This is a genomic window from Streptomyces sp. SID4985, assembly GCF_009863025.1.
In the GTDB taxonomy this organism is placed as follows: Bacteria; Actinomycetota; Actinomycetes; order Streptomycetales; family Streptomycetaceae; genus Streptomyces.
Genome location: NZ_WWIR01000462.1, coordinates 1 through 18,077, shown reverse-complemented (window position 1 = coordinate 18,077; position 18,077 = coordinate 1). Strand labels below are relative to the sequence as shown.

The 18,077-nt window shown below is 70.7% G+C and carries 12 protein-coding genes and 1 pseudogene; 7 read left to right on the top strand and 6 right to left on the bottom strand.

The window, feature by feature from the left end:
- The first annotated feature begins 3 nt into the window (after nucleotides 1-3).
- Entirely contained in the window at nucleotides 4-903 is a 900-nt protein-coding gene (locus GTW40_RS20345; RefSeq protein ID WP_343245747.1) for a RecB family exonuclease, read from the top strand.
- Between the two features lie 15 nt (nucleotides 904-918).
- Nucleotides 919-1,593, top strand: coding sequence for a response regulator transcription factor (locus GTW40_RS20340; protein WP_161181627.1), 675 nt, complete (start codon nucleotides 919-921; stop codon nucleotides 1,591-1,593).
- Between the two features lie 101 nt (nucleotides 1,594-1,694).
- On the opposite strand, the gene GTW40_RS20335 is transcribed toward GTW40_RS20340, so the two are convergent.
- The 4 genes from GTW40_RS20335 to metH all read right to left on the bottom strand — a co-directional run bounded on the left by GTW40_RS20335 (nucleotide 1,695) and on the right by metH (nucleotide 9,775).
- Nucleotides 1,695-3,275 carry an ABC transporter substrate-binding protein gene (locus GTW40_RS20335; RefSeq protein ID WP_161181626.1) on the bottom strand — a complete coding sequence of 527 codons (1,581 nt, stop codon included), beginning with the start codon at nucleotides 3,273-3,275 and terminating at the stop codon, nucleotides 1,695-1,697.
- A 62-nt stretch (nucleotides 3,276-3,337) separates the two neighbouring features.
- Entirely contained in the window at nucleotides 3,338-4,942 is a 1,605-nt protein-coding gene (locus tag GTW40_RS20330; RefSeq protein WP_161181625.1) for an ABC transporter substrate-binding protein, read from the bottom strand.
- A gap of 372 nt (nucleotides 4,943-5,314) precedes the next feature.
- Entirely contained in the window at nucleotides 5,315-6,034 is a 720-nt protein-coding gene (locus tag GTW40_RS20325) for an HAD family phosphatase (RefSeq protein ID WP_161181624.1), read from the bottom strand.
- 228 nt (nucleotides 6,035-6,262) lie between these two features.
- Nucleotides 6,263-9,775, bottom strand: a complete 3,513-nt coding sequence (gene metH, locus GTW40_RS20320; protein ID WP_161181623.1) for a methionine synthase — start codon at nucleotides 9,773-9,775, stop codon at nucleotides 6,263-6,265.
- A gap of 318 nt (nucleotides 9,776-10,093) precedes the next feature.
- Between metH and GTW40_RS20315 the strand changes: the two genes are divergently transcribed.
- From GTW40_RS20315 to GTW40_RS20295, 5 genes are all read left to right on the top strand, one after another.
- Nucleotides 10,094-10,858 carry an IclR family transcriptional regulator gene (locus GTW40_RS20315; protein ID WP_161181622.1) on the top strand — a complete coding sequence of 255 codons (765 nt, stop codon included), beginning with the start codon at nucleotides 10,094-10,096 and terminating at the stop codon, nucleotides 10,856-10,858.
- 358 nt (nucleotides 10,859-11,216) lie between these two features.
- Complete coding sequence (locus GTW40_RS20310) at nucleotides 11,217-12,008, top strand: MIP/aquaporin family protein (protein ID WP_161181621.1); 792 nt, start codon at nucleotides 11,217-11,219, stop codon at nucleotides 12,006-12,008.
- 97 nt (nucleotides 12,009-12,105) lie between these two features.
- Nucleotides 12,106-13,644 (top strand): glycerol kinase GlpK, encoded by a 1,539-nt coding sequence (glpK, locus tag GTW40_RS20305; protein ID WP_161181620.1) that lies wholly within the window; start codon nucleotides 12,106-12,108, stop codon nucleotides 13,642-13,644.
- Nucleotides 13,645-13,696: 52 nt separating this feature from the next.
- A complete protein-coding gene (locus GTW40_RS20300) occupies nucleotides 13,697-15,313 on the top strand; it encodes a glycerol-3-phosphate dehydrogenase/oxidase (protein WP_161181619.1) in 1,617 nt (538 codons plus the stop codon).
- 164 nt (nucleotides 15,314-15,477) lie between these two features.
- Nucleotides 15,478-16,473: a PAC2 family protein gene (locus GTW40_RS20295; RefSeq protein WP_161181618.1), complete on the top strand. Its 996-nt coding sequence runs from the start codon at nucleotides 15,478-15,480 to the stop codon at nucleotides 16,471-16,473.
- A gap of 75 nt (nucleotides 16,474-16,548) precedes the next feature.
- Here GTW40_RS20295 and mshC read toward each other — a convergent pair whose 3' ends face one another.
- Together mshC and GTW40_RS20285 are read right to left on the bottom strand one after the other, a co-directional pair.
- Nucleotides 16,549-17,778 carry a cysteine--1-D-myo-inosityl 2-amino-2-deoxy-alpha-D-glucopyranoside ligase gene (gene mshC / locus GTW40_RS20290; protein ID WP_161181617.1) on the bottom strand — a complete coding sequence of 410 codons (1,230 nt, stop codon included), beginning with the start codon at nucleotides 17,776-17,778 and terminating at the stop codon, nucleotides 16,549-16,551.
- A gap of 162 nt (nucleotides 17,779-17,940) precedes the next feature.
- A pseudogene (locus GTW40_RS20285) lies at nucleotides 17,941-18,077 on the bottom strand (phosphatidylinositol kinase); the annotation flags it as partial.

The following is an 18,077-nucleotide window of genomic DNA, read 5'->3' as shown; positions in this document are numbered from 1 at the left end:
GCCGTGCCCGGACCGGCGCGGCCCGGGGACGGTGCGGGTGCGCGGCGTGCTCCGGCGGCGCCCTCGTCGCTGTCGCCGTCGCGGGCGAGCGACTTCATGCAGTGTCCGCTGTTGTACCGGTTCCGGGTGATCGACCGGCTGCCGGAGAAGCCGAGCGAGGCGGCGACGCGGGGCACGCTGGTGCACGCGGTCCTGGAGCGGCTCTTCGACGCCCCGGCGGTGGAGCGTACGGCGCCTCGGGCGAAGTCGCTGGTGCCGGGGCAGTGGGACCGGCTGCGGGAGAGCAGGCCGGAGCTGGGTGAGCTGTTCGCGGACGATCCGGAGGGCGAGCGGCTGGCGCGCTGGCTGGGTGAGGCCGAGCAGCTGGTGGAGCGCTGGTTCACGCTGGAGGACCCGACGCGTCTTGAGCCCGCCGAGCGCGAGATGTTCGTGGAGACGGAGCTGGAGTCGGGGCTGCGGCTGCGCGGGATCATCGACCGGGTGGACGTGGCGCCGACCGGTGAGGTGCGGATCGTCGACTACAAGACGGGTAAGGCGCCCCGGCCGGAGTACGCCGAGGGCGCGCTGTTCCAGATGAAGTTCTACGCGCTGGTGGTGTGGCGGCTGAAGCGGGTCGTGCCCCGGCGGCTCCAGCTGGTGTACCTGGGCAGTGGTGACGTGCTGACGTACGACCCGGTGCCGGGGGATCTGGAGCGGATGGAGCGGCGGCTGCAGTCGCTGTGGGAGTCGATCTCGCGGGCGACGGAGACGGGCGAGTGGCGGCCGCGGCCGACGAAGCTGTGTGGCTGGTGCGACCACCGGGCGAGTTGCCCGGAGTTCGGGGGGACTCCCCCGCCGTATCCGCTGCCGGTGAGGGCGGCGGAGTCCGGGGCGGACGGGTTGGGCAGAATGGGGTCCGACTAGCGAAGGAGTTGTCACGTGGCGATCCGTGTCCTGCTGGTGGATGACCAGCCGCTGTTGCGTACGGGCTTCCGGATGATCCTGGAGGCCGAGCCGGACATCGCGGTCGTCGGTGAGGCCGGTGACGGTCTGCAGGCTCTCGACCAGGTGCGCGCGCTGCAGCCGGATGTGGTCCTGATGGACATCCGTATGCCCCGGATGGACGGGGTGGAGGCGACCCGGCAGATCACCGGTCCCGGCCGGGACGGTCCGGCGAAGGTGCTGGTGCTGACCACGTTCGATCTGGACGAGTACGTGGTGGAGGCGCTGCGGGCGGGGGCGAGCGGCTTCCTGTTGAAGGACGCCCCGGCGAACGAGCTGGTGCAGGCGATCCGGGTGGTGGCGGCGGGCGAGGCGATGCTGGCCCCGAGCATCACGCGCCGTCTGCTGGACAAGTACGCGACGCATCTGCCCTCGGGCGAGGAGCCCGCGCGGGACACGCTGCACACGCTGACGGACCGTGAGGTCGAGGTGCTGAAGCTGGTGGCGCGGGGGCTGTCGAACGCGGAGATCGCGGCGGAGCTGTTCGTCAGCGAGACGACGGTGAAGACGCATGTGGGGCATGTGCTGACGAAGCTGGGTCTGCGCGACCGGGTGCAGGCGGCGGTGTACGCGTACGAGAGCGGATTGGTGCGTCCGGGGGCGCAGCCGTAGCGGCGGCGCGCGGTACGACGGCGAAGGGCGCCCTTCCGGAAGGAGGGGCGCCCTTGGCGTGTCCGGCGCGCTGTGTCCGGCCCGCTGTGTCCGGCGGGTCGTCAGCTCTTGCTGAGTTCCCAGAACCGGAAGACGGTGGAGGCGTCGAGGCAGTACTCGAGGCCGTAGACCCCGTCGCGGACGACGGCGTACTGCTTGCCTTGCCAGACGGGCAGGACGGGGACCTGTTCGGCGACGATGTCCTGCAGTTCGACGAAGGAGCTGTCGGTGGAGGTGCGGTCGCTCTGGGCGGCGGTGGCGGGGATCAGGGTGCGGGTGATCCGGCTGTTGTCGTAGTGGTTGTCGAGGACGTTGCCCTTGCCGAAGAAGGGTGCGGTGAAGTTGTCGGCGTCGGGGTAGTCGGGCACCCAGCCCTTGACGTAGACGCCGTACTTTCCGGCGGCTATGTCCTTCTCGTACTGGTCGAAGGCGACGGACTTCACGTCGGCGGTGAAGAGGCCGCTGGCGTTGAGCTGGGCGGCGAGGGCCTTGAGCTCGGCGTCGGTGCCGGGGCCGTAGCGGGTCGGGGTGGACCAGAGGGTGAGCGTGACCTTGCCGGTGATGCCGTCGGCGCGCAGGGCCCGGGCGGCCTTGGCCCGGGAGGGGCGCTCGCCGTAGGTGTCGAAGAAGGCGGTGTTGTGGCCCACGATGCCCGCCGGGATGATCGAGTAGAGCGGGGTGGCGGTGTTCTTGTAGACGTCGCGCATGAGGGCGTCGCGGTCGATGAGGTAGGCCATGGCCTTGCGGACGCCGAGCTTTCCGGCGACGGGGTCCTTCATGTTGAAGACGAGGTGCTGGACCTCGGCGCTGCTGCCCTCGACGACGTCGATGCCCTGGGTGCCGTCCTGCTTGTCGATGTCGTCGATGTCGCGGGCGCTCAGGCCGCGGTAGGCGATGTCGACGGAGCCGTCGAGGAGGGCCTTCTTCAGGGTGCTCTGGTTGCCGTGGAAGAACTTGAGGGTGACGCCCGCGTTCTTGGTCTCGGCGGTGCCCTTGTAGTGGGGGTTGACGGAGAAGACCGCCTGGCCCTTGTCGAAGGAGTCGAGCGTGTAGGGGCCGGAGCCGACGGCCTTGTGGTCGCCGCGCAGCCGGCCCGCCGGGTACTGCCGGTGGTCGACGACGGACCCCGCGCCGGAGGCCACCTTGCTGGGGAAGGTGGCGTCGGGGACGGTGAGCCGGAAGACGACGGTGCGCGCGTCCGGGGTCTCGACCTTGCCGAGCGAGGGGAACATGACGGCGGGTCCGCCCGGATCGTTGATCTTCAGCATCCGGTCGAAGGAGAACTTGACGTCCTCGGAGGTGAGCGCGTCGCCGTTGCTGAACTTCAGGCCGTCCTTCAGCTCGCACTTGAAGACGGTGGCCCGGGTGTCCGTGAACCTGCAGGACTTGGCGAGTTCGGGCTCGGGCAGCGTGCCGCCCTTGGGGAAGCTCAGGAGCGATTGGAAGACGTTGTTGAACAACAGCCAGGAGCCGGGGTCGTAGCCGGAGGCCGGGTCGGTGGCGAGGACGTCGTCGGACATCCCCATCACCACGCGGTGGCCTTCGGTCCCGGAACCGTCGCCGCTCGTGCCGCAGCCGGTCAACAGGCCGCAGGCCAGCCCTGCCACGATGGGCAGGACTGGCCAGTGGGTGCGCATGTTCACAGCATGTGCCTTCTCGTCGGGGGCCTCCCGGGGCCGCCGTCCCGGCCCCGGCGAGGGAGCCGTCAGCCGCTCACACCGCGGCCGAGCTCCCACAGCTGAAGCGTCGAGGAGGAGTTCAGAGCGTAGGAGACGCCCGTGATGTCGTCCCGTGCGGCAACGTACTGCTTGCCCTGCCACAGGGGCAGCACGGGGACGTCCTCCGCGACGGCGTCCTGAATCGTCGTCAGGGTCTTGCCCGCCTCCAGCCGGTCCGCCTGACGGCGGCTCTGGGGGATCAGAGTCTGCTGGATGGTGGGGTTCGTGTAGGGCGAACCGAGGAAGTTGTCCTTGTCGAGGAAGGGCGCGATGAAGTTGTCGGCGTCGGGGAAGTCGGGGAACCAGCCCATGCCGTAGACGTCGTACTGGCCCTTCTGCTCCGCGGGGCGGAAGGTGGCCCAGGGGTGGCCCTGGATGCTCACGTCGAACAGACCGCTGTTGTTGAGCTGCTTCTGCAGGATCTGGAACTCCTGCTTGGTCACCGCGCCGTAGTGGTCGGTGGTGTAGTGCAGCGTCAGCTTGATCGGGGTGGTGACGCCGGCCTTGGTGAGCAGTTCCTTGGCCTTCGGGACGCTCGGGTCGCCGTACTTGTTGAAGAACGAGTTGGAGTGGCCCGCGAGGGTGGCCGGGACCAGCGAGTACAGCGGCTCGGCCTGAGTGCCGTAGACCTTGGCGACGAGCTCGCCGCGGTCGATGACCTGGGCCATGGCCTGGCGGACGGCCTTGTCCTTGACGCTGGTGGCGTCGGTGTTGAAGGCCAGGTAGCGGATCTCGAGGCCGGGCATGTCGACCAGCTCGGCGTTCGCGTCGGAGCCGGAGTCCAGCTTCTGGATCTGCGACGGCGTCATGGTGCGGGTCATGACGTCGATGTCGCCGTGGTCGAGGGCGACGCCCATGGCGTCCGCGTCGGCGAAGGACCGGATCTCGACCTTGTCGTTGTTGACCTTGGTGCTGCCCTTGTAGTTCGGGTTCTTCGTGTACGTGGCGCTGACGACCGCGTTGTTCTTGACCTCGGCCTTGAAGGTGTACGGGCCGGAGCCGTCCACCTCGAAGCCGTCGCGCAGCTTGTCGGCCGAGTAGTTCTTCGGGTCGACGATGCCCGCGACCGGGGTGGACAGCTTGTACGGGAAGGTCGCGTCGGCCGTCTTCAGGTGGAAGATGACCTCGCGGTCGCCCTGGGTCTCCACCGTGTCGATGGTGTTCAGCAGGGCCGAGACGCCACTGTCCGCCTTGAGGTGGATGGCGCGGTCGATGGAGAACTTGACGTCCGCCGCGGTGACCGCGTGGCCGTTGGCGAACTTCAGGCCGTCACGCAGCTTGCAGGCGTAGCGCTCGTTGCCGGAGTCGGTGAAACCGCAGCTCTCGGCGGCCTCCGGAACCGGGTTGCCCTCGCCCTTGGGCTGGGTCATGAGGGTCTGGACGGTCTGGCGGAGGACGTTCCAGGTGCCGACGTCGTAGGCATAGGCGGGGTCGAGCGGCGCGGGGGCGTCCGAGGTGGCCGTGAACTGGTCCGTGGTACCTACGACGATGGGCTTGCCGCCCTGGCTCCCGCTGTCCGATCCACCGCACGCGGCGAGCACCGGCGTAAGCAGGCCGGCCACTGCCGGCAGCACCAGAGTCTTGCGGTTCATGCGGGACTTTTCTCCAGAGCGTTCGGTTCCGTGGACCCGGCAACAGGGATGGCGCGTCGGTTCACGGGAGTTGCTGCGATGTTGTCGCGACGACATTAGTCCGCGCCCGCGGAAGGGCCGACGGGTGCCCGAGTTGAGGGCTCATCACGCAGTGAAACCGGGTGTGGACGCACCGAAAAACCGACAGTGGCAGGATTGGTGCAACGGATCATCAACTGGGACACAAAGACCGGCCGACCACCCCGGTTCCGGAATGGTCGGCATATGGGCCCCGTGATGTCTAGACCTTTCGGAGTGGCGAACCTCACATTTCAACTCCGGTGGCCGTCACGGGAATTCGCTGAGTGACGACCGGGTCGTCGGATACGCCCGCTAGCGGCTGCCCGCCAGCAGGCCGCGCAGGAAGGCCAGATCGACCTGTTCCAGTGAGGTGACGACGGTGCGCCGGTGGGCCGGGACGATGGGGGCGATGGAGGGCACGGCCACGACATGGCAGCCTGCGGCCTCGGCGGCGGCGACGCCGGTCGCGGTGTCCTCTACGACCGCGCAGCGGGCCGGTTCGGCGCCGAGTCCGGCGGCGGCCAGGAGGTAGGGGTCGGGGTGCGGCTTGGTACGGGAGACCTCGTCGCCGCCGATGGACAGGGTGAAGTGGTGCGGGCCGAGGACGGTCAGCACACGGTCGATGATGCGCCGGTGGGAGGCGGAGACCAGGGCGGTCGGGACACGGTGCCGGTGGAGTTCGGCGAGGAGGTCGGCGGCGCCGGGCATCAGCGGCAGGGCGCGGCCGATGCGCTGCTCGAAGCCGTCGTTGAGCAGGACGGAGATCTCTTCGAGGGTGATGTCGGCGCCGGTGGCCTCGATGAGGAAGCCCGCGCTGCGGGTCATGGGGCCGCCGACCACGACGTGCCGCCAGGACTCGTCGAGGGTGTGGCCGAGGCGCGCGAAGACCTCGACCTCCACGTCCCACCAGAAGCCCTCCGTGTCCACCAGGGTGCCGTCCATGTCCAGCAGGACCGCCTGTAGGGCGTAGTCCTCTGCCGTGGTGGTCTTCGTTGCCCGAGCGGGGCCGGGCGCGGGGACCGTACTGGTCATCCGGGCGCACCTCCTTGAGGGACGACCAGGCCGGCCCCCCGGACAGGGAGCCGGCCTGCGATGGACCGACCAGTGTACAACTCCGCGCGGCGAACCGCCTCGTTTATCCGGGGCGCGCCGGGGTACACCGGGAAAGCCTGCGCCGCAGGCCAGGGGGGTCTCCGGCGCGCCCGGACCGGCCTTCCGGCGTGCCCGGACCGGCCCCGGGGTGCGGCCGTGCGCCGGGCGTCAGCGGGCGTTGAAGTACTTCGCCTCCGGGTGGTGGATCACGATGGCGTCCGTGGACTGCTCGGGGTGGAGCTGGAACTCCTCGCTCAGGTGGACGCCGATGCGCTCGGGTTCCAGGAGCGTGGCGATCTTGGCCCGGTCGGCGAGGTCGGGGCAGGCGCCGTAGCCGAGGGAGAAGCGGGCGCCTCGGTACTTGAGGGCGAACATGTCCTCGATCTCGTTCGGGTCCTCCCCGGCGAAGCCCAGCTCCGAACGCACGCGCGCGTGCCAGTACTCGGCCAGCGCCTCCGCCAACTGCACGGACAGGCCGTGGAGTTCGAGGTACTCGCGGTAGGCGTCGGCGGCGAAGAGGCGGGCGGTCTCCTCACCGATGCGGGAGCCGACGGTGACGACCTGGAGGCCGACGACGTCCGTCTGCCCGGACTCCTCCGGGCGGAAGAAGTCGGCGAGGCAGAGCCTGCGGCCCCGGCGCTGGCGGGGGAAGGTGAAGCGGGTGCGCTCGTTGCCGCGGTCGTCCAGGATGATGAGGTCGTCGTCCTTGGAGACGCAGGGGAAGTAGCCGTACACGACGGCCGCTTCGAGCAGGTTCTCGGTCTGGAGCCGGTCGAGGAGGCCGCGCAGCCGGGGGCGGCCCTCGGTCTCCACCAGCTCCTCGTAGGTCGGCCCGTCTCCGGCGCGGGCCTGCTTCAGGCCCCACTGGCCCTTGAACAGCGCGCCCTCGTCCAGCCAGCTCGCGTACTCCTTGAGCTGGATGCCCTTGACGACGCGGGTGCCCCAGAAGGGCGGCTCGGGGACCGGGTTGTCGGTGGCGACGTCGGAGCGGACGTGGCCCTCCTCGGGCCGTTCCTCGACCTCCACGACGGCCGGACGCACCCGCCGCTGCCTCAGCTCGGGCAGCTTGGCGCCGGGTACGCCGCGCTTGACGCCGATGAGGGCGTCCATGAGGCGCAGTCCCTCGAAGGCGTCGCGGGCGTAGCGGACCTCACCCTCGTAGATCTCGTGGAGGTCCTGTTCGACGTAGGCGCGGGTGAGGGCGGCGCCGCCGAGGATGACGGGGTAGTCGGCCGCGAGTCCGCGCTGGTTCAGCTCCTCCAGGTTCTCCTTCATGATCACGGTGGACTTGACCAGGAGGCCCGACATGCCGATGACGTCGGCGCGGTGCTCGGCGGCGGCGTCCAGGATCGCGGAGACGGGCTGCTTGATGCCCAGGTTGACGACGTTGTAGCCGTTGTTGGACAGGATGATGTCGACGAGGTTCTTGCCGATGTCGTGGACGTCGCCGCGGACGGTGGCGAGGACGATGGTGCCCTTGCCCTCGGCGTCCGACTTCTCCATGTGCGGTTCCAGATGGGCGACCGCGGTCTTCATGACCTCGGCGGACTGGAGCACGAACGGCAGCTGCATCTGGCCGGAGCCGAACAGCTCGCCGACCACCTTCATGCCGTCCAGGAGGGTGTCGTTGACGATGTCGAGGGCCGGACGCTCGGTCAGCGCGGCGTCGAGGTCGGCCTCCAGGCCGTTCTTCTCGCCGTCGATGATGCGGCGCTTGAGGCGCTCCTCCAGCGGGAGGGCGGCGAGTTCCTCGGCCTTGCCCGCCTTGAGGGACTTGGCGGTGGCACCCTCGAACAGCACCATCAGCTTCTGGAGGGGGTCGTAGTCCTCGGCGCGGCGGTCGTGGATGAGGTCGAGGGCGGTCCGCACCTCTTCCTCGCTGAAGCGGGCGATGGGCAGGATCTTGGAGGCGTGCACGATGGCCGAGTCCAGGCCCGCCTTGACGCACTCGTCCAGGAAGACGGAGTTGAGCAGGATGCGGGCGGCCGGGTTGAGGCCGAAGGAGATGTTGGACAGGCCGAGCGTGGTCTGCACGTCCGGGTGACGCCGCTTCAGCTCGCGGATCGCCTCGATGGTGGCGATGCCGTCCCCCCGGGACTCCTCCTGGCCGGTGCAGATGGTGAAGGTCAGACAGTCGACGAGGATGTCCTCCTCGCGGATGCCCCAGTTCCCGGTGAGGTCGTCGATGAGCCGTTCGGCGATCTCGACCTTCTTCTCGGGGGTGCGGGCCTGGCCCTCCTCGTCGATGGTCAGCGCGATCAGCGCGGCGCCGTGCTCCTGGGCGAGCCGGGTGACCTTGGCGAAGCGGGACTCCGGGCCGTCGCCGTCCTCGTAGTTGACGGAGTTGATGACCGCGCGGCCGCCGAGCTTCTCCAGGCCGGCGCGCAGGACGTCGACCTCGGTGGAGTCCAGGACGATCGGCAGGGTGGAGGCGGTGGCGAAGCGGCCCGCCAGCTCCTCCATGTCGGCGACGCCGTCGCGGCCGACGTAGTCCACGCACAGGTCGAGCATGTGCGCGCCCTCGCGGATCTGCTCCCGTGCCATCTCCACGCAGTCGTCCCAGCGGCCCGCCAGCATGGCCTCGCGGAACTTCTTGGAGCCGTTGGCGTTGGTGCGCTCGCCGATGGCCAGGTAGGCGGTGTCCTGGCGGAACGGCACCGACTGGTAGAGCGAGGCGGCGCCCGGCTCGGGGCGCGGGCTGCGCTCGGTGGGGGTGAGGTCGCGGACGCGCTCGACGACCTGGCGCAGATGCTCGGGGGTGGTGCCGCAGCAGCCGCCGACCAGCGAGAGGCCGTACTCGCGGACGAAGGTCTCCTGGGCGTCGGCCAGCTCCGGCGCGGTGAGCGGGTAGTGGGCGCCGTCCTTGCCGAGGACGGGCAGGCCCGCGTTGGGCATGCAGGACAGCGGGATGCGGGCGTTGCGCGCGAGGTGGCGCAGGTGCTCGCTCATCTCGGCGGGGCCGGTGGCGCAGTTCAGGCCGATCATGTCGATGCCGAGCGGTTCGAGCGCGGTGAGCGCGGCGCCGATCTCGGAGCCGAGCAGCATGGTGCCGGTGGTCTCGACGGTCACGGAGACGATGACGGGGAGGTCCAGGCCGAGGGCGTCCAGGCCGCGCCGGGCGCCGAGGACGGCGGCCTTGGTCTGGAGCAGGTCCTGGGTGGTCTCGATCAGCAGGGCGTCGGCGCCGCCGGTGACCAGTCCCTCGGCGTTGCGCTGGTAGGCGTCGCGCAGGGTGGTGTACGGGGCGTGGCCGAGGGTGGGCAGTTTGGTGCCGGGGCCGATCGAGCCGAGGACCCAGCGGGCGCGGCCGTCCCGCGCGGTGAACGCGTCGGCGGTCTCGCGGGCGATGCGGGCGCCGGACTCGGACAGCTCGTGGACGCGCGCGGGGATGTCGTACTCGCCGAGGGCGGAGTGGTTGGCGCCGAAGGTGTTGGTCTCGACGCAGTCGACGCCGACGGCGAAGTACGCCTCGTGGACCGAACGGACGATGTCGGGGCGGGTGAGATTGAGGATCTCGTTGCAGCCTTCGAGCTGCTGGAAGTCGTCGAGCGTGGGCTCCTGGGCCTGGAGCATGGTGCCCATCGCTCCGTCGGCGACCACCACGCGGGTGGCGAGTGCCTTTCGGAGCGCGGACACACGGGTCCGGAGGTCGGCGTGGGGGGACGTCGGCGACGAGGCCATGAAGGGGCTCCCTGGGATGCGACGGCTGTCGGCTATGCGCCCTGCCCCGGCGAGCCGGGCGAGGGGCACGGCGTCAGACTAACCGGCGGTGGGCTTGGATGGGCACCGGCGTCCACCACACGGACGCGGACGGCGGAATCGGCCCCTCCGGGTGCTGCGGCCGGGTCCGCGGGCCGTGCGGATGTGGCGCGGTCATTGGCGGGAGGTCGGCATGGACCGGTACTGTTCGGCATTGTCGAACGATGCCTGAGGTGTCACCCGCGGGGTCATCCGAGGTGTCGTTCGACGGCGGCCGGAGCGGACGGAGGTAGGACGGGGATGGCACGGAACATCCAGTCGCTCGAACGGGCGGCCGCGATGCTGCGGCTGCTCGCGGGCGGCGAGCGGCGGCTCGGCCTGTCGGACATCGCCTCGTCGCTGGGCCTCGCCAAGGGCACGGCGCACGGCATCCTGCGCACCCTCCAGCACGAGGGCTTCGTCGAGCAGGACGAGGCGTCCGGGCGCTATCAGCTGGGCGCGGAGCTGCTGCGGCTCGGCACCACCTACCTGGACGTGCACGAACTGCGGGCGCGGGCGCTGGTGTGGACCGACGACCTGGCCCGCTCCAGCGGGGAGAGCGTGCACCTGGGGGTGCTGCACCAGCAGGGCGTGCTGATCGTGCACCACGTCTTCCGCCCGGACGACAGCCGGCAGGTGCTGGAGATCGGCGCCATGCAGCCGCTGCACTCGACGGCGCTCGGCAAGGTGCTCGCCGCGTACGACCCGGTGGCCCACAGCGAGGCGCTGGAGGCCCCGCGCAAGTCCTTCACCGACCGTACGGTGTGCGGCCCCGAGGACTTCGAGCACATCCTCGACCTCACGCGCGCGCGGGGCTACGCCGCCGACGTGGAGGAGACCTGGGAGGGCATGGCGTCCGTCGCCGCCCCCATCCACGACCGCCGCCGCATGCCGGTGGGCGCGGTCGGGATCACCGGCGCCGTGGAGCGCCTGTGCCGCGAGGGCGAACTCCGCCCGGAACTGATCGCGGCGGTGCGCGACTGCGCCCGGGCGGTCTCCCGGGACCTGGGCGCGGCCCGCTTCTGAGCGGCCCTGCGGTAACCCGCTTCCGAGCGGCCCTGTCGTACATCACCGCCCCGGCGCGACGGCCCGGGGCGGCCACACGCATGCGCGCACGTTCGCGGACCCACCCTCACACCCGCCCCGGGCGATAGCTCCTGCCGATCAATAACGATCGCGTTTTCGATTACAGAACCCTTGACGCATGGACGACCCCAAAGCGAGACTCCCGTCCATCGGTCGGCATTGTCGAACACTTGCCGTTAATGCACGTTAGGGTGTGACAGCGCCAAGGGCCGACACCGCTCTCATTCCCGAGGGCACGAGAACCCCCGAAGGGACGCGGGGTTCGGCTTTCCCTGGACGAAGGACAAAGGAGTCGCGGGTGTCCAGCTCCGACATCTTCATCGGCGAGACCATCGGTACCGCCATACTCATCCTGCTCGGCGGCGGCGTCTGTGCCGCCGTGACGCTGAAGGCCTCCAAGGCGCGCGGCGCCGGCTGGCTCGCCATCGCCTTCGGGTGGGGTTTCGCCGTTCTGACGGCGGTCTACACCTCCGCGCCGCTCTCCGGCGCGCACCTGAACCCGGCCGTGACGCTCGCGCTCGCCATCAAGGACAAGGACTTCAGCAACCTCCCGGTGTACTGGGGCGGTCAGCTGCTCGGCGCGATGATCGGCGCGACGCTGGTCTGGGTGGCGTACTACGGCCAGTTCCACGCCCACCTCACCGACCGGGAGATCGTCGGCGGGCCCGGCGCGCAGGACACCGTCAAGGCGGTCGAGGCCGAGGAGGCGGCCGCGGGGCCGGTCCTGGGCATCTTCTCCACCGGCCCGGAGATCCGGAACGCCGTGCAGAACCTCCTCACCGAGATCATCGGCACCGTGGTCCTGGTCCTGGCGGTCCTCACCCAGGGCCTGAACGAGAAGGGCAACGGTCTCGGCGCCCTGGGCGCCCTGATCACCGCGCTGGTGGTCGTCGGTATCGGTCTCTCGCTCGGCGGCCCGACGGGGTACGCGATCAACCCGGCCCGCGACCTGGGCCCGCGCATCGTGCACGCCCTGCTGCCGCTGCCCAACAAGGGCGGTTCGGACTGGAGCTACGCCTGGGTCCCGGTGGTCGGTCCACTGATCGGCGGCGCGATCGCTGCGGGCATCTACAACGTCGCTTTTGCTTGATGAGTAACGATTTGTCGCAAAAGCGCCGATCATTCGAGTACGCGCCGTACACACCGCACGCACCGCACCCTCACCTCGGATCTCCCAGGAGCACACAGTGACCGACGCCCACACCGCAGGCCCGTTCATCGCGGCGATCGACCAGGGCACGACCTCCTCGCGCTGCATCGTCTTCGACCGGGACGGCCGGATCGTCTCCGTCGACCAGAAGGAGCACGAGCAGATCTTCCCCAAGCCGGGCTGGGTCGAACACGACGCGAACGAGATCTGGACCAACGTCCAGGAGGTCGTCGCCGGAGCCGTCGAGAAGGCCGGCATCACCCGCGACGACATCAAGGCCATCGGCATCACCAACCAGCGCGAGACCACCGTGCTGTGGGACAAGACCACCGGTGAGCCCGTCCACAACGCCATCGTCTGGCAGGACACCCGCACCGACGGCCTCTGCCGCGAGCTGGGCCGCAACGTCGGCCAGGACCGCTTCCGCCGCGAGACCGGCCTGCCGCTGGCCTCGTACTTCGCCGGGCCCAAGGCCCGCTGGCTGCTGGACAACGTCGAGGGCCTGCGCGAGCGCGCCGAGGCGGGCGACATCCTCTTCGGCACCATGGACAGCTGGGTCATCTGGAACCTGACCGGCGGTGTCGACGGCGGCAAGCACGTCACCGACGTCACCAACGCCTCGCGCACCATGCTGATGAACCTGCACACGATGCAGTGGGACCCGAAGATCGCCGAGTCCATCGGTGTGCCGCTGGAGATCCTGCCCGAGATCCGCTCCTCCGCCGAGGTCTACGGCGAGGTGACCGGGGGCAGCCTCGGCGACCTGCTCGGCGGCATCCCGGTGGCCTCCGCGCTCGGCGACCAGCAGGCGGCCCTGTTCGGCCAGACCTGCTTCTCCGAGGGCGAGACCAAGTCCACCTACGGCACCGGCACCTTCATGGTGATGAACACCGGTGAGAAGATCATCAACTCCTACGCCGGTCTGCTGACCACCGTCGGCTACAAGATCGGCGAGCAGCCGACGGTGTACGCCCTGGAGGGCTCCATCGCCGTCACCGGCTCGCTGGTGCAGTGGATGCGCGACCAGATGGGCCTCATCTCCACCGCCGCCGAGATCGAGACGCTCGCGCTCTCGGTCGAGGACAACGGCGGCGCCTACTTCGTACCGGCCTTCTCCGGCCTGTTCGCCCCGCACTGGCGCTCCGACGCGCGCGGTGTGATCGCGGGTCTGACCCGGTACGTCACCAAGGCGCACCTCGCGCGCGCCGTCCTGGAGGCCACGGCCTGGCAGACGCGGGAGATCGCGGACGCCATGACCAAGGACTCCGGCGTGGAGCTGACCACGCTCAAGGTGGACGGCGGCATGACCGCGAACAACCTGCTCATGCAGCAGCTCGCGGACGTGCTCGACGCCCCCGTGGTGCGCCCCATGGTCGCCGAGACCACCTGTCTCGGTGCCGCCTACGCCGCCGGCCTCGCCGTCGGCTTCTGGTCCAGCACCGACGAGCTGCGCGCCAACTGGCGCCGGGCCGCCGAGTGGACCCCCCGCATGGACGCGGAGACCCGCGACCGTGAGTACAAGAGCTGGCTCAAGGCCGTCGAGCGGACCATGGGCTGGCTCGAGGACGAGAGCTGAGCGGGCGGCAAGGACCGCCCATCCGGCTCTGACGAGGAGTGAAGTACCCGACATGACCAGTCCCACCACCCTGCCGCCCGTACCCACCCTGGGCACGCGCCCCGCCTCGGGCTCCAACCCGAGCCGGGCCGAGACCAGGGAGCAGCTCTCCAGGGCGTCGTACGACCTCCTGGTGATCGGCGGCGGCATCCTCGGCATCTCCACCGCCTGGCACGCCGCGCAGTCCGGGCTCAGGGTGGCGCTGGTCGACGCCGGTGACTTCGCCGGTGCCACCTCCTCCGCCTCCTCCAAGCTGCTCCACGGCGGCCTGCGTTACCTGCAGACCGGCGCGGTGAAACTGGTGGCGGAGAACCACTTCGAGCGCCGTGCGGTCTCCCGCCAGGTGGCCCCTCACCTGGCGAACCCGCTCACCTTCTACCTCCCGGTGTACAAGGGCGGGCCGCACGGCGCGGCGAAGCTCGGCGCGGGCGTGTTCGCGTACTCGGCGCTCTCCGCGTTCGGGGACGGCGTGGGGCATCTGCTCTCGCCGTCCCGGGCCGCGCGGGACGTGCCCGAGCTGCGCACCGAGAACCTGAAGGCCGTGGCCGTCTACGGCGACGACCAGATGAACGACGCCCGCATGGCGCTGATGACGGTCCGCGCGGCCGTCGACTCGGGCGCGGTCGTCCTCAACCACGCCGAGGTCACCGGGCTGCGCTTCACGCGCGGCCGGGTCACCGGTGCCGAGCTGCGCGACCGGGTGTCGGGCGAGGAGTTCGGCGTGAACGCCCGGCTGGTGCTCAACGCCACCGGGCCCTGGGTCGACCATCTGCGCCGACTGGAGGACCCGAACGCGGCGCCGTCGATCCGGCTGTCCAAGGGCGCGCACCTGGTGCTCAAGCGCACCGCGCCCTGGAAGGCCGCGCTGGCGACGCCCATCGACAAGTACCGCATCACCTTCGCCCTCCCCTGGGAGGACATGCTGCTGCTCGGCACCACCGACGAGGAGTACGAGGGCGACCCGGGCGACGTGTCCGTCACCGAGAAGGACATCGCCCAGATCCTGGACGAGGCCGCGTTCTCCGTCCGGGACAACCAGCTCCGGCGCGAGCTGATGACGTACGCCTTCGCGGGGCTGCGGGTGCTGCCCGGCGGGCCCGGAGACACCGCCAAGGCCAAGCGCGAGACGGTGGTCACCGAGGGCCGGGGCGGGATGCTGTCCGTCGCGGGCGGCAAGTGGACGACCTTCCGGCACATCGGCCGTACGGTCATGAGGAAGCTTCAGGAGCTGCCGGGCCACCCGCTCGGCGACGACTTCGAGCCGGTCTCCACGCTGCCCAGGCGGCTGCCGCTGCCCGGTGTGGCCAACCCGCGCGCGGTCGCCCACCGGCTCCTGGTGGACCGTCCGGCGCCGGGCCCGCGCATGGGCGCCGACACCGCCCGGCATCTGGCCACCCACTACGGCTCGCTCGCCTTCGACATCGCCCGGCTGGCCAACGAGCAGCCGGAGCTGGCCGAGCGGGTCCACCCCGACGCCCCGGAGATCTGGGCGCAGGTGGTGTGGGCGCGTGACCACGAGTGGGCCGAGACGCCGGACGACGTGCTGCGCCGCCGCACCACGCTCACCATCCGCGGTCTGGCCACCGACGAGATACGCGCCGGGGTGCGGGGCCTGCTCGACCAGCGGTAGCCCGTCGGCTCCCCCGGTCCGGATCGCCGCGCCCGCGGGGTGTTCCGGACCGGGGATCGGGGCAGTGATCCGTTCAACCCCCCGTCCAAGGGGGCTGCGGGCGCTCCGGCCGGACGCCGTAAGGTTGGGTGGTCAGGCGAGAGCACGTCGGAAGGAGGCACTGGGTGATCGAGCTGGAGGGTGTTCCCGAGCTGATCGACCCAGTCATGGTGGCCGCGTTCGAGGGCTGGAACGATGCCGGTGACGCCGCCTCCACGGCGGTCGCGCATCTGGAACGCGAGTGGAAGGGCGAGGTCTTCGCCGCGCTGGACGCGGAGGACTACTACGACTTCCAGGTCAACCGGCCCACGGTCTTCATGGAGGGCGGCGTACGCAAGATCACCTGGCCGACCACGCGGCTCTCGGTGGTCCGGGTCGGCGGTGACAAGCCCCGTGACCTGGTGCTGGTGCGCGGTATCGAGCCGTCGATGCGCTGGCGCTCGTTCTGCAACGAAATCCTCGGTTTCGCCCATGAGCTGGGCGTGGAGCTGGTGGTGATCCTGGGCGCGCTGCTCGGCGACACCCCGCACACCAGGCCGGTCCCGGTCAGCGGAGTGACCTCCGACGGGGAGCTGGCGCGCCGGATGGACCTGGAGGAGACGAAGTACGAGGGCCCGACGGGCATCGTCGGTGTCCTCCAGGAGGCCTGCACGCACGCCGGGGTTCCGGCGGTCTCGTTGTGGGCGGCGGTGCCGCACTACGTGTCGCAGCCGCCCAACCCCAAGGCGACCCTCGCGCTGCTCAACCGTCTCGAGGACCTGCTGGACCTGCGTATCCCGCAGGGCGAGCTGCCCGAGGACGCACGTGCCTGGCAGGTGGGCGTGGATCAGCTCGCGGCCGAGGACAGCGAGGTCTCGGAGTACGTACAGACGCTGGAGCAGGCGCGGGACACCGCCGAGCTGCCGGAGGCGTCCGGCGAGGCGATCGCCCGCGAGTTCGAGCGCTATCTGCGGCGCCGGGACGTCGGACCGGGCGGCGGGCACGCCACGGCGGACGGCTCGGACAGCGGGCCGTTCCGGCGCGACACGCCGAGCGGCCGGACCCGGCCGCCCAAGCCCCCGAAGCCGGAGGCGCCGGGCGCGTCGGAGGGCAGCGAGGACACGGACGGCTCGGAGGACTGAGCGAACGCGGTGGGGCGGTACCCGATCCGGGTACCGCCCCACCGCGTTCGTGCGGGTGTCAGAGCTGTGCGGGCGTCAGAGCGCCACGCCCAGCAGCGCGTCCACGGTACGGCTGACCAGACCGGGCGCGCCCATGTCGGTGCCGCCCTCGGCCTCCTGACGGGCCGCCCAGCGGTCCACGGCCTCCAGCGCGGCGGGCGCGTCGAGGTCGTCGGCCAGGGCCGCGCGGACCTCGTCCACCAGCGCGTCGGCGGAGGGGCCGTCGGGCCGGGAGACGGCGGCACGCCAGCGGCCGAGCCGGTCCACCGCGTCCTGGAGCACCTGGTCGGTCCACTCCCAGTCGGAGCGGTAGTGGTGGGAGTGCAGGGCGAGCCGGATCGCGGCGGGGTCGACGCCGTCGCGGCGCAGCTGGGAGACGAAGACGAGGTTGCCCTTCGACTTCGACATCTTCTCGCCGTCCAGGCCGACCATGCCCGCGTGGACGTACGCCTGGGCCATGGGGAACTCGCCGGTGAGCACCTGGGCGTGCGAGGCGCCCATCTCGTGGTGCGGGAAGGCGAGGTCGGAGCCGCCGCCCTGGACGTCGAAGCCCATGCCGAGGTGGTCGAGGGCGATGGCGACGCACTCGATGTGCCAGCCGGGGCGTCCCCGGCCGAGCGAGCCGCCGTCCCAGCTGGGCTCGCCCTCGCGGGCCGCCATCCACAGCATCGGGTCGAGCGGGTTCTTCTTGCCCTGGCGGTCGGGGTCGCCGCCGCGCTCGGCGGACAGCAGCCGCATGGCGGCCGCGTCGAGGTGGGAGACACCGCCGAAGTGCGGGTCGGACTCGACGGAGAAGTAGATGTCGCCGTCCAGCTCGTAGGCGGCGCCGAGGTCACGGAGCCGCTCGACGAGGGGGACGATGCCGGGTATGGCCTCGACGGCGCCTATGTAGTGCTGCGGGGGCAGCATCCTGAGGGCAGTCATGTCCTCGCGGAAGAGCGCGGTCTCCTTCTCGGCGAGGGCGACCCAGTCGACGCCGTCCCGCTCCGCGCGCTCGAGCAGCGGGTCGTCCACGTCGGTGACGTTCTGGACGTAGTGAACCTGCCGCTTGGTGTCGAGCCACACGCGCTGTACGAGGTCGAACGCGTTGTAGGTCGCCGCGTGACCCATGTGGGTCGCGTCGTACGGCGTGATGCCGCAGACGTAGATCCGGGCGACAGGACCGGGGTCCAGGGTGACCGGACCGCCGGTCGCGGTGTCGTGAATCCTCAGGTCGCGGCCCTGACCGGGCAGGGCGGGGACCTCGGAAGCGGGCCAGGCATGCATGTACATGAGACTAACCGCCCATGAGCAGCGCCTACGAACCGGATCGGGCCGGATGGCCGGTTCGGCGCTCTCGCGCGGCGGCGGAATCCGTGCGGGACACGGCTGTGGCCGGGCGGAACGCCGCTGCCGTGAGGCAGGACACCACCGAGGACACCACCGTCGTCAGACCGGTGGCCAGGGGATCGCGGGCCAGTCGCCCGCCGGTTCGGGGTGGCGGCCCGAGGCGCGCAGGGCGGCGACGCGGGCGCGGGTGGCCTCGATCTCGGCGGGGGTGAGCAGCGGGGCGAGACGGCCGGCCA

Bases quoted from the DNA above. Each gene is read 5' to 3' on its own strand.
- GTW40_RS20330 (WP_161181625.1), bottom strand. From the start codon at position 4,942: ATGAACCGCAAGACTCTGGTGCTGCCGGCAGTGGCCGGCCTGCTTACG.
- GTW40_RS20325 (WP_161181624.1), bottom strand. From the start codon at position 6,034: ATGACCAGTACGGTCCCCGCGCCCGGCCCCGCTCGGGCAACGAAGACC.
- metH (WP_161181623.1), bottom strand. From the start codon at position 9,775: ATGGCCTCGTCGCCGACGTCCCCCCACGCCGACCTCCGGACCCGTGTG.
- GTW40_RS20315 (WP_161181622.1), top strand. From the start codon at position 10,094: ATGGCACGGAACATCCAGTCGCTCGAACGGGCGGCCGCGATGCTGCGG.
- GTW40_RS20300 (WP_161181619.1), top strand. From the start codon at position 13,697: ATGACCAGTCCCACCACCCTGCCGCCCGTACCCACCCTGGGCACGCGC.
- mshC (WP_161181617.1), bottom strand. From the start codon at position 17,778: ATGCATGCCTGGCCCGCTTCCGAGGTCCCCGCCCTGCCCGGTCAGGGC.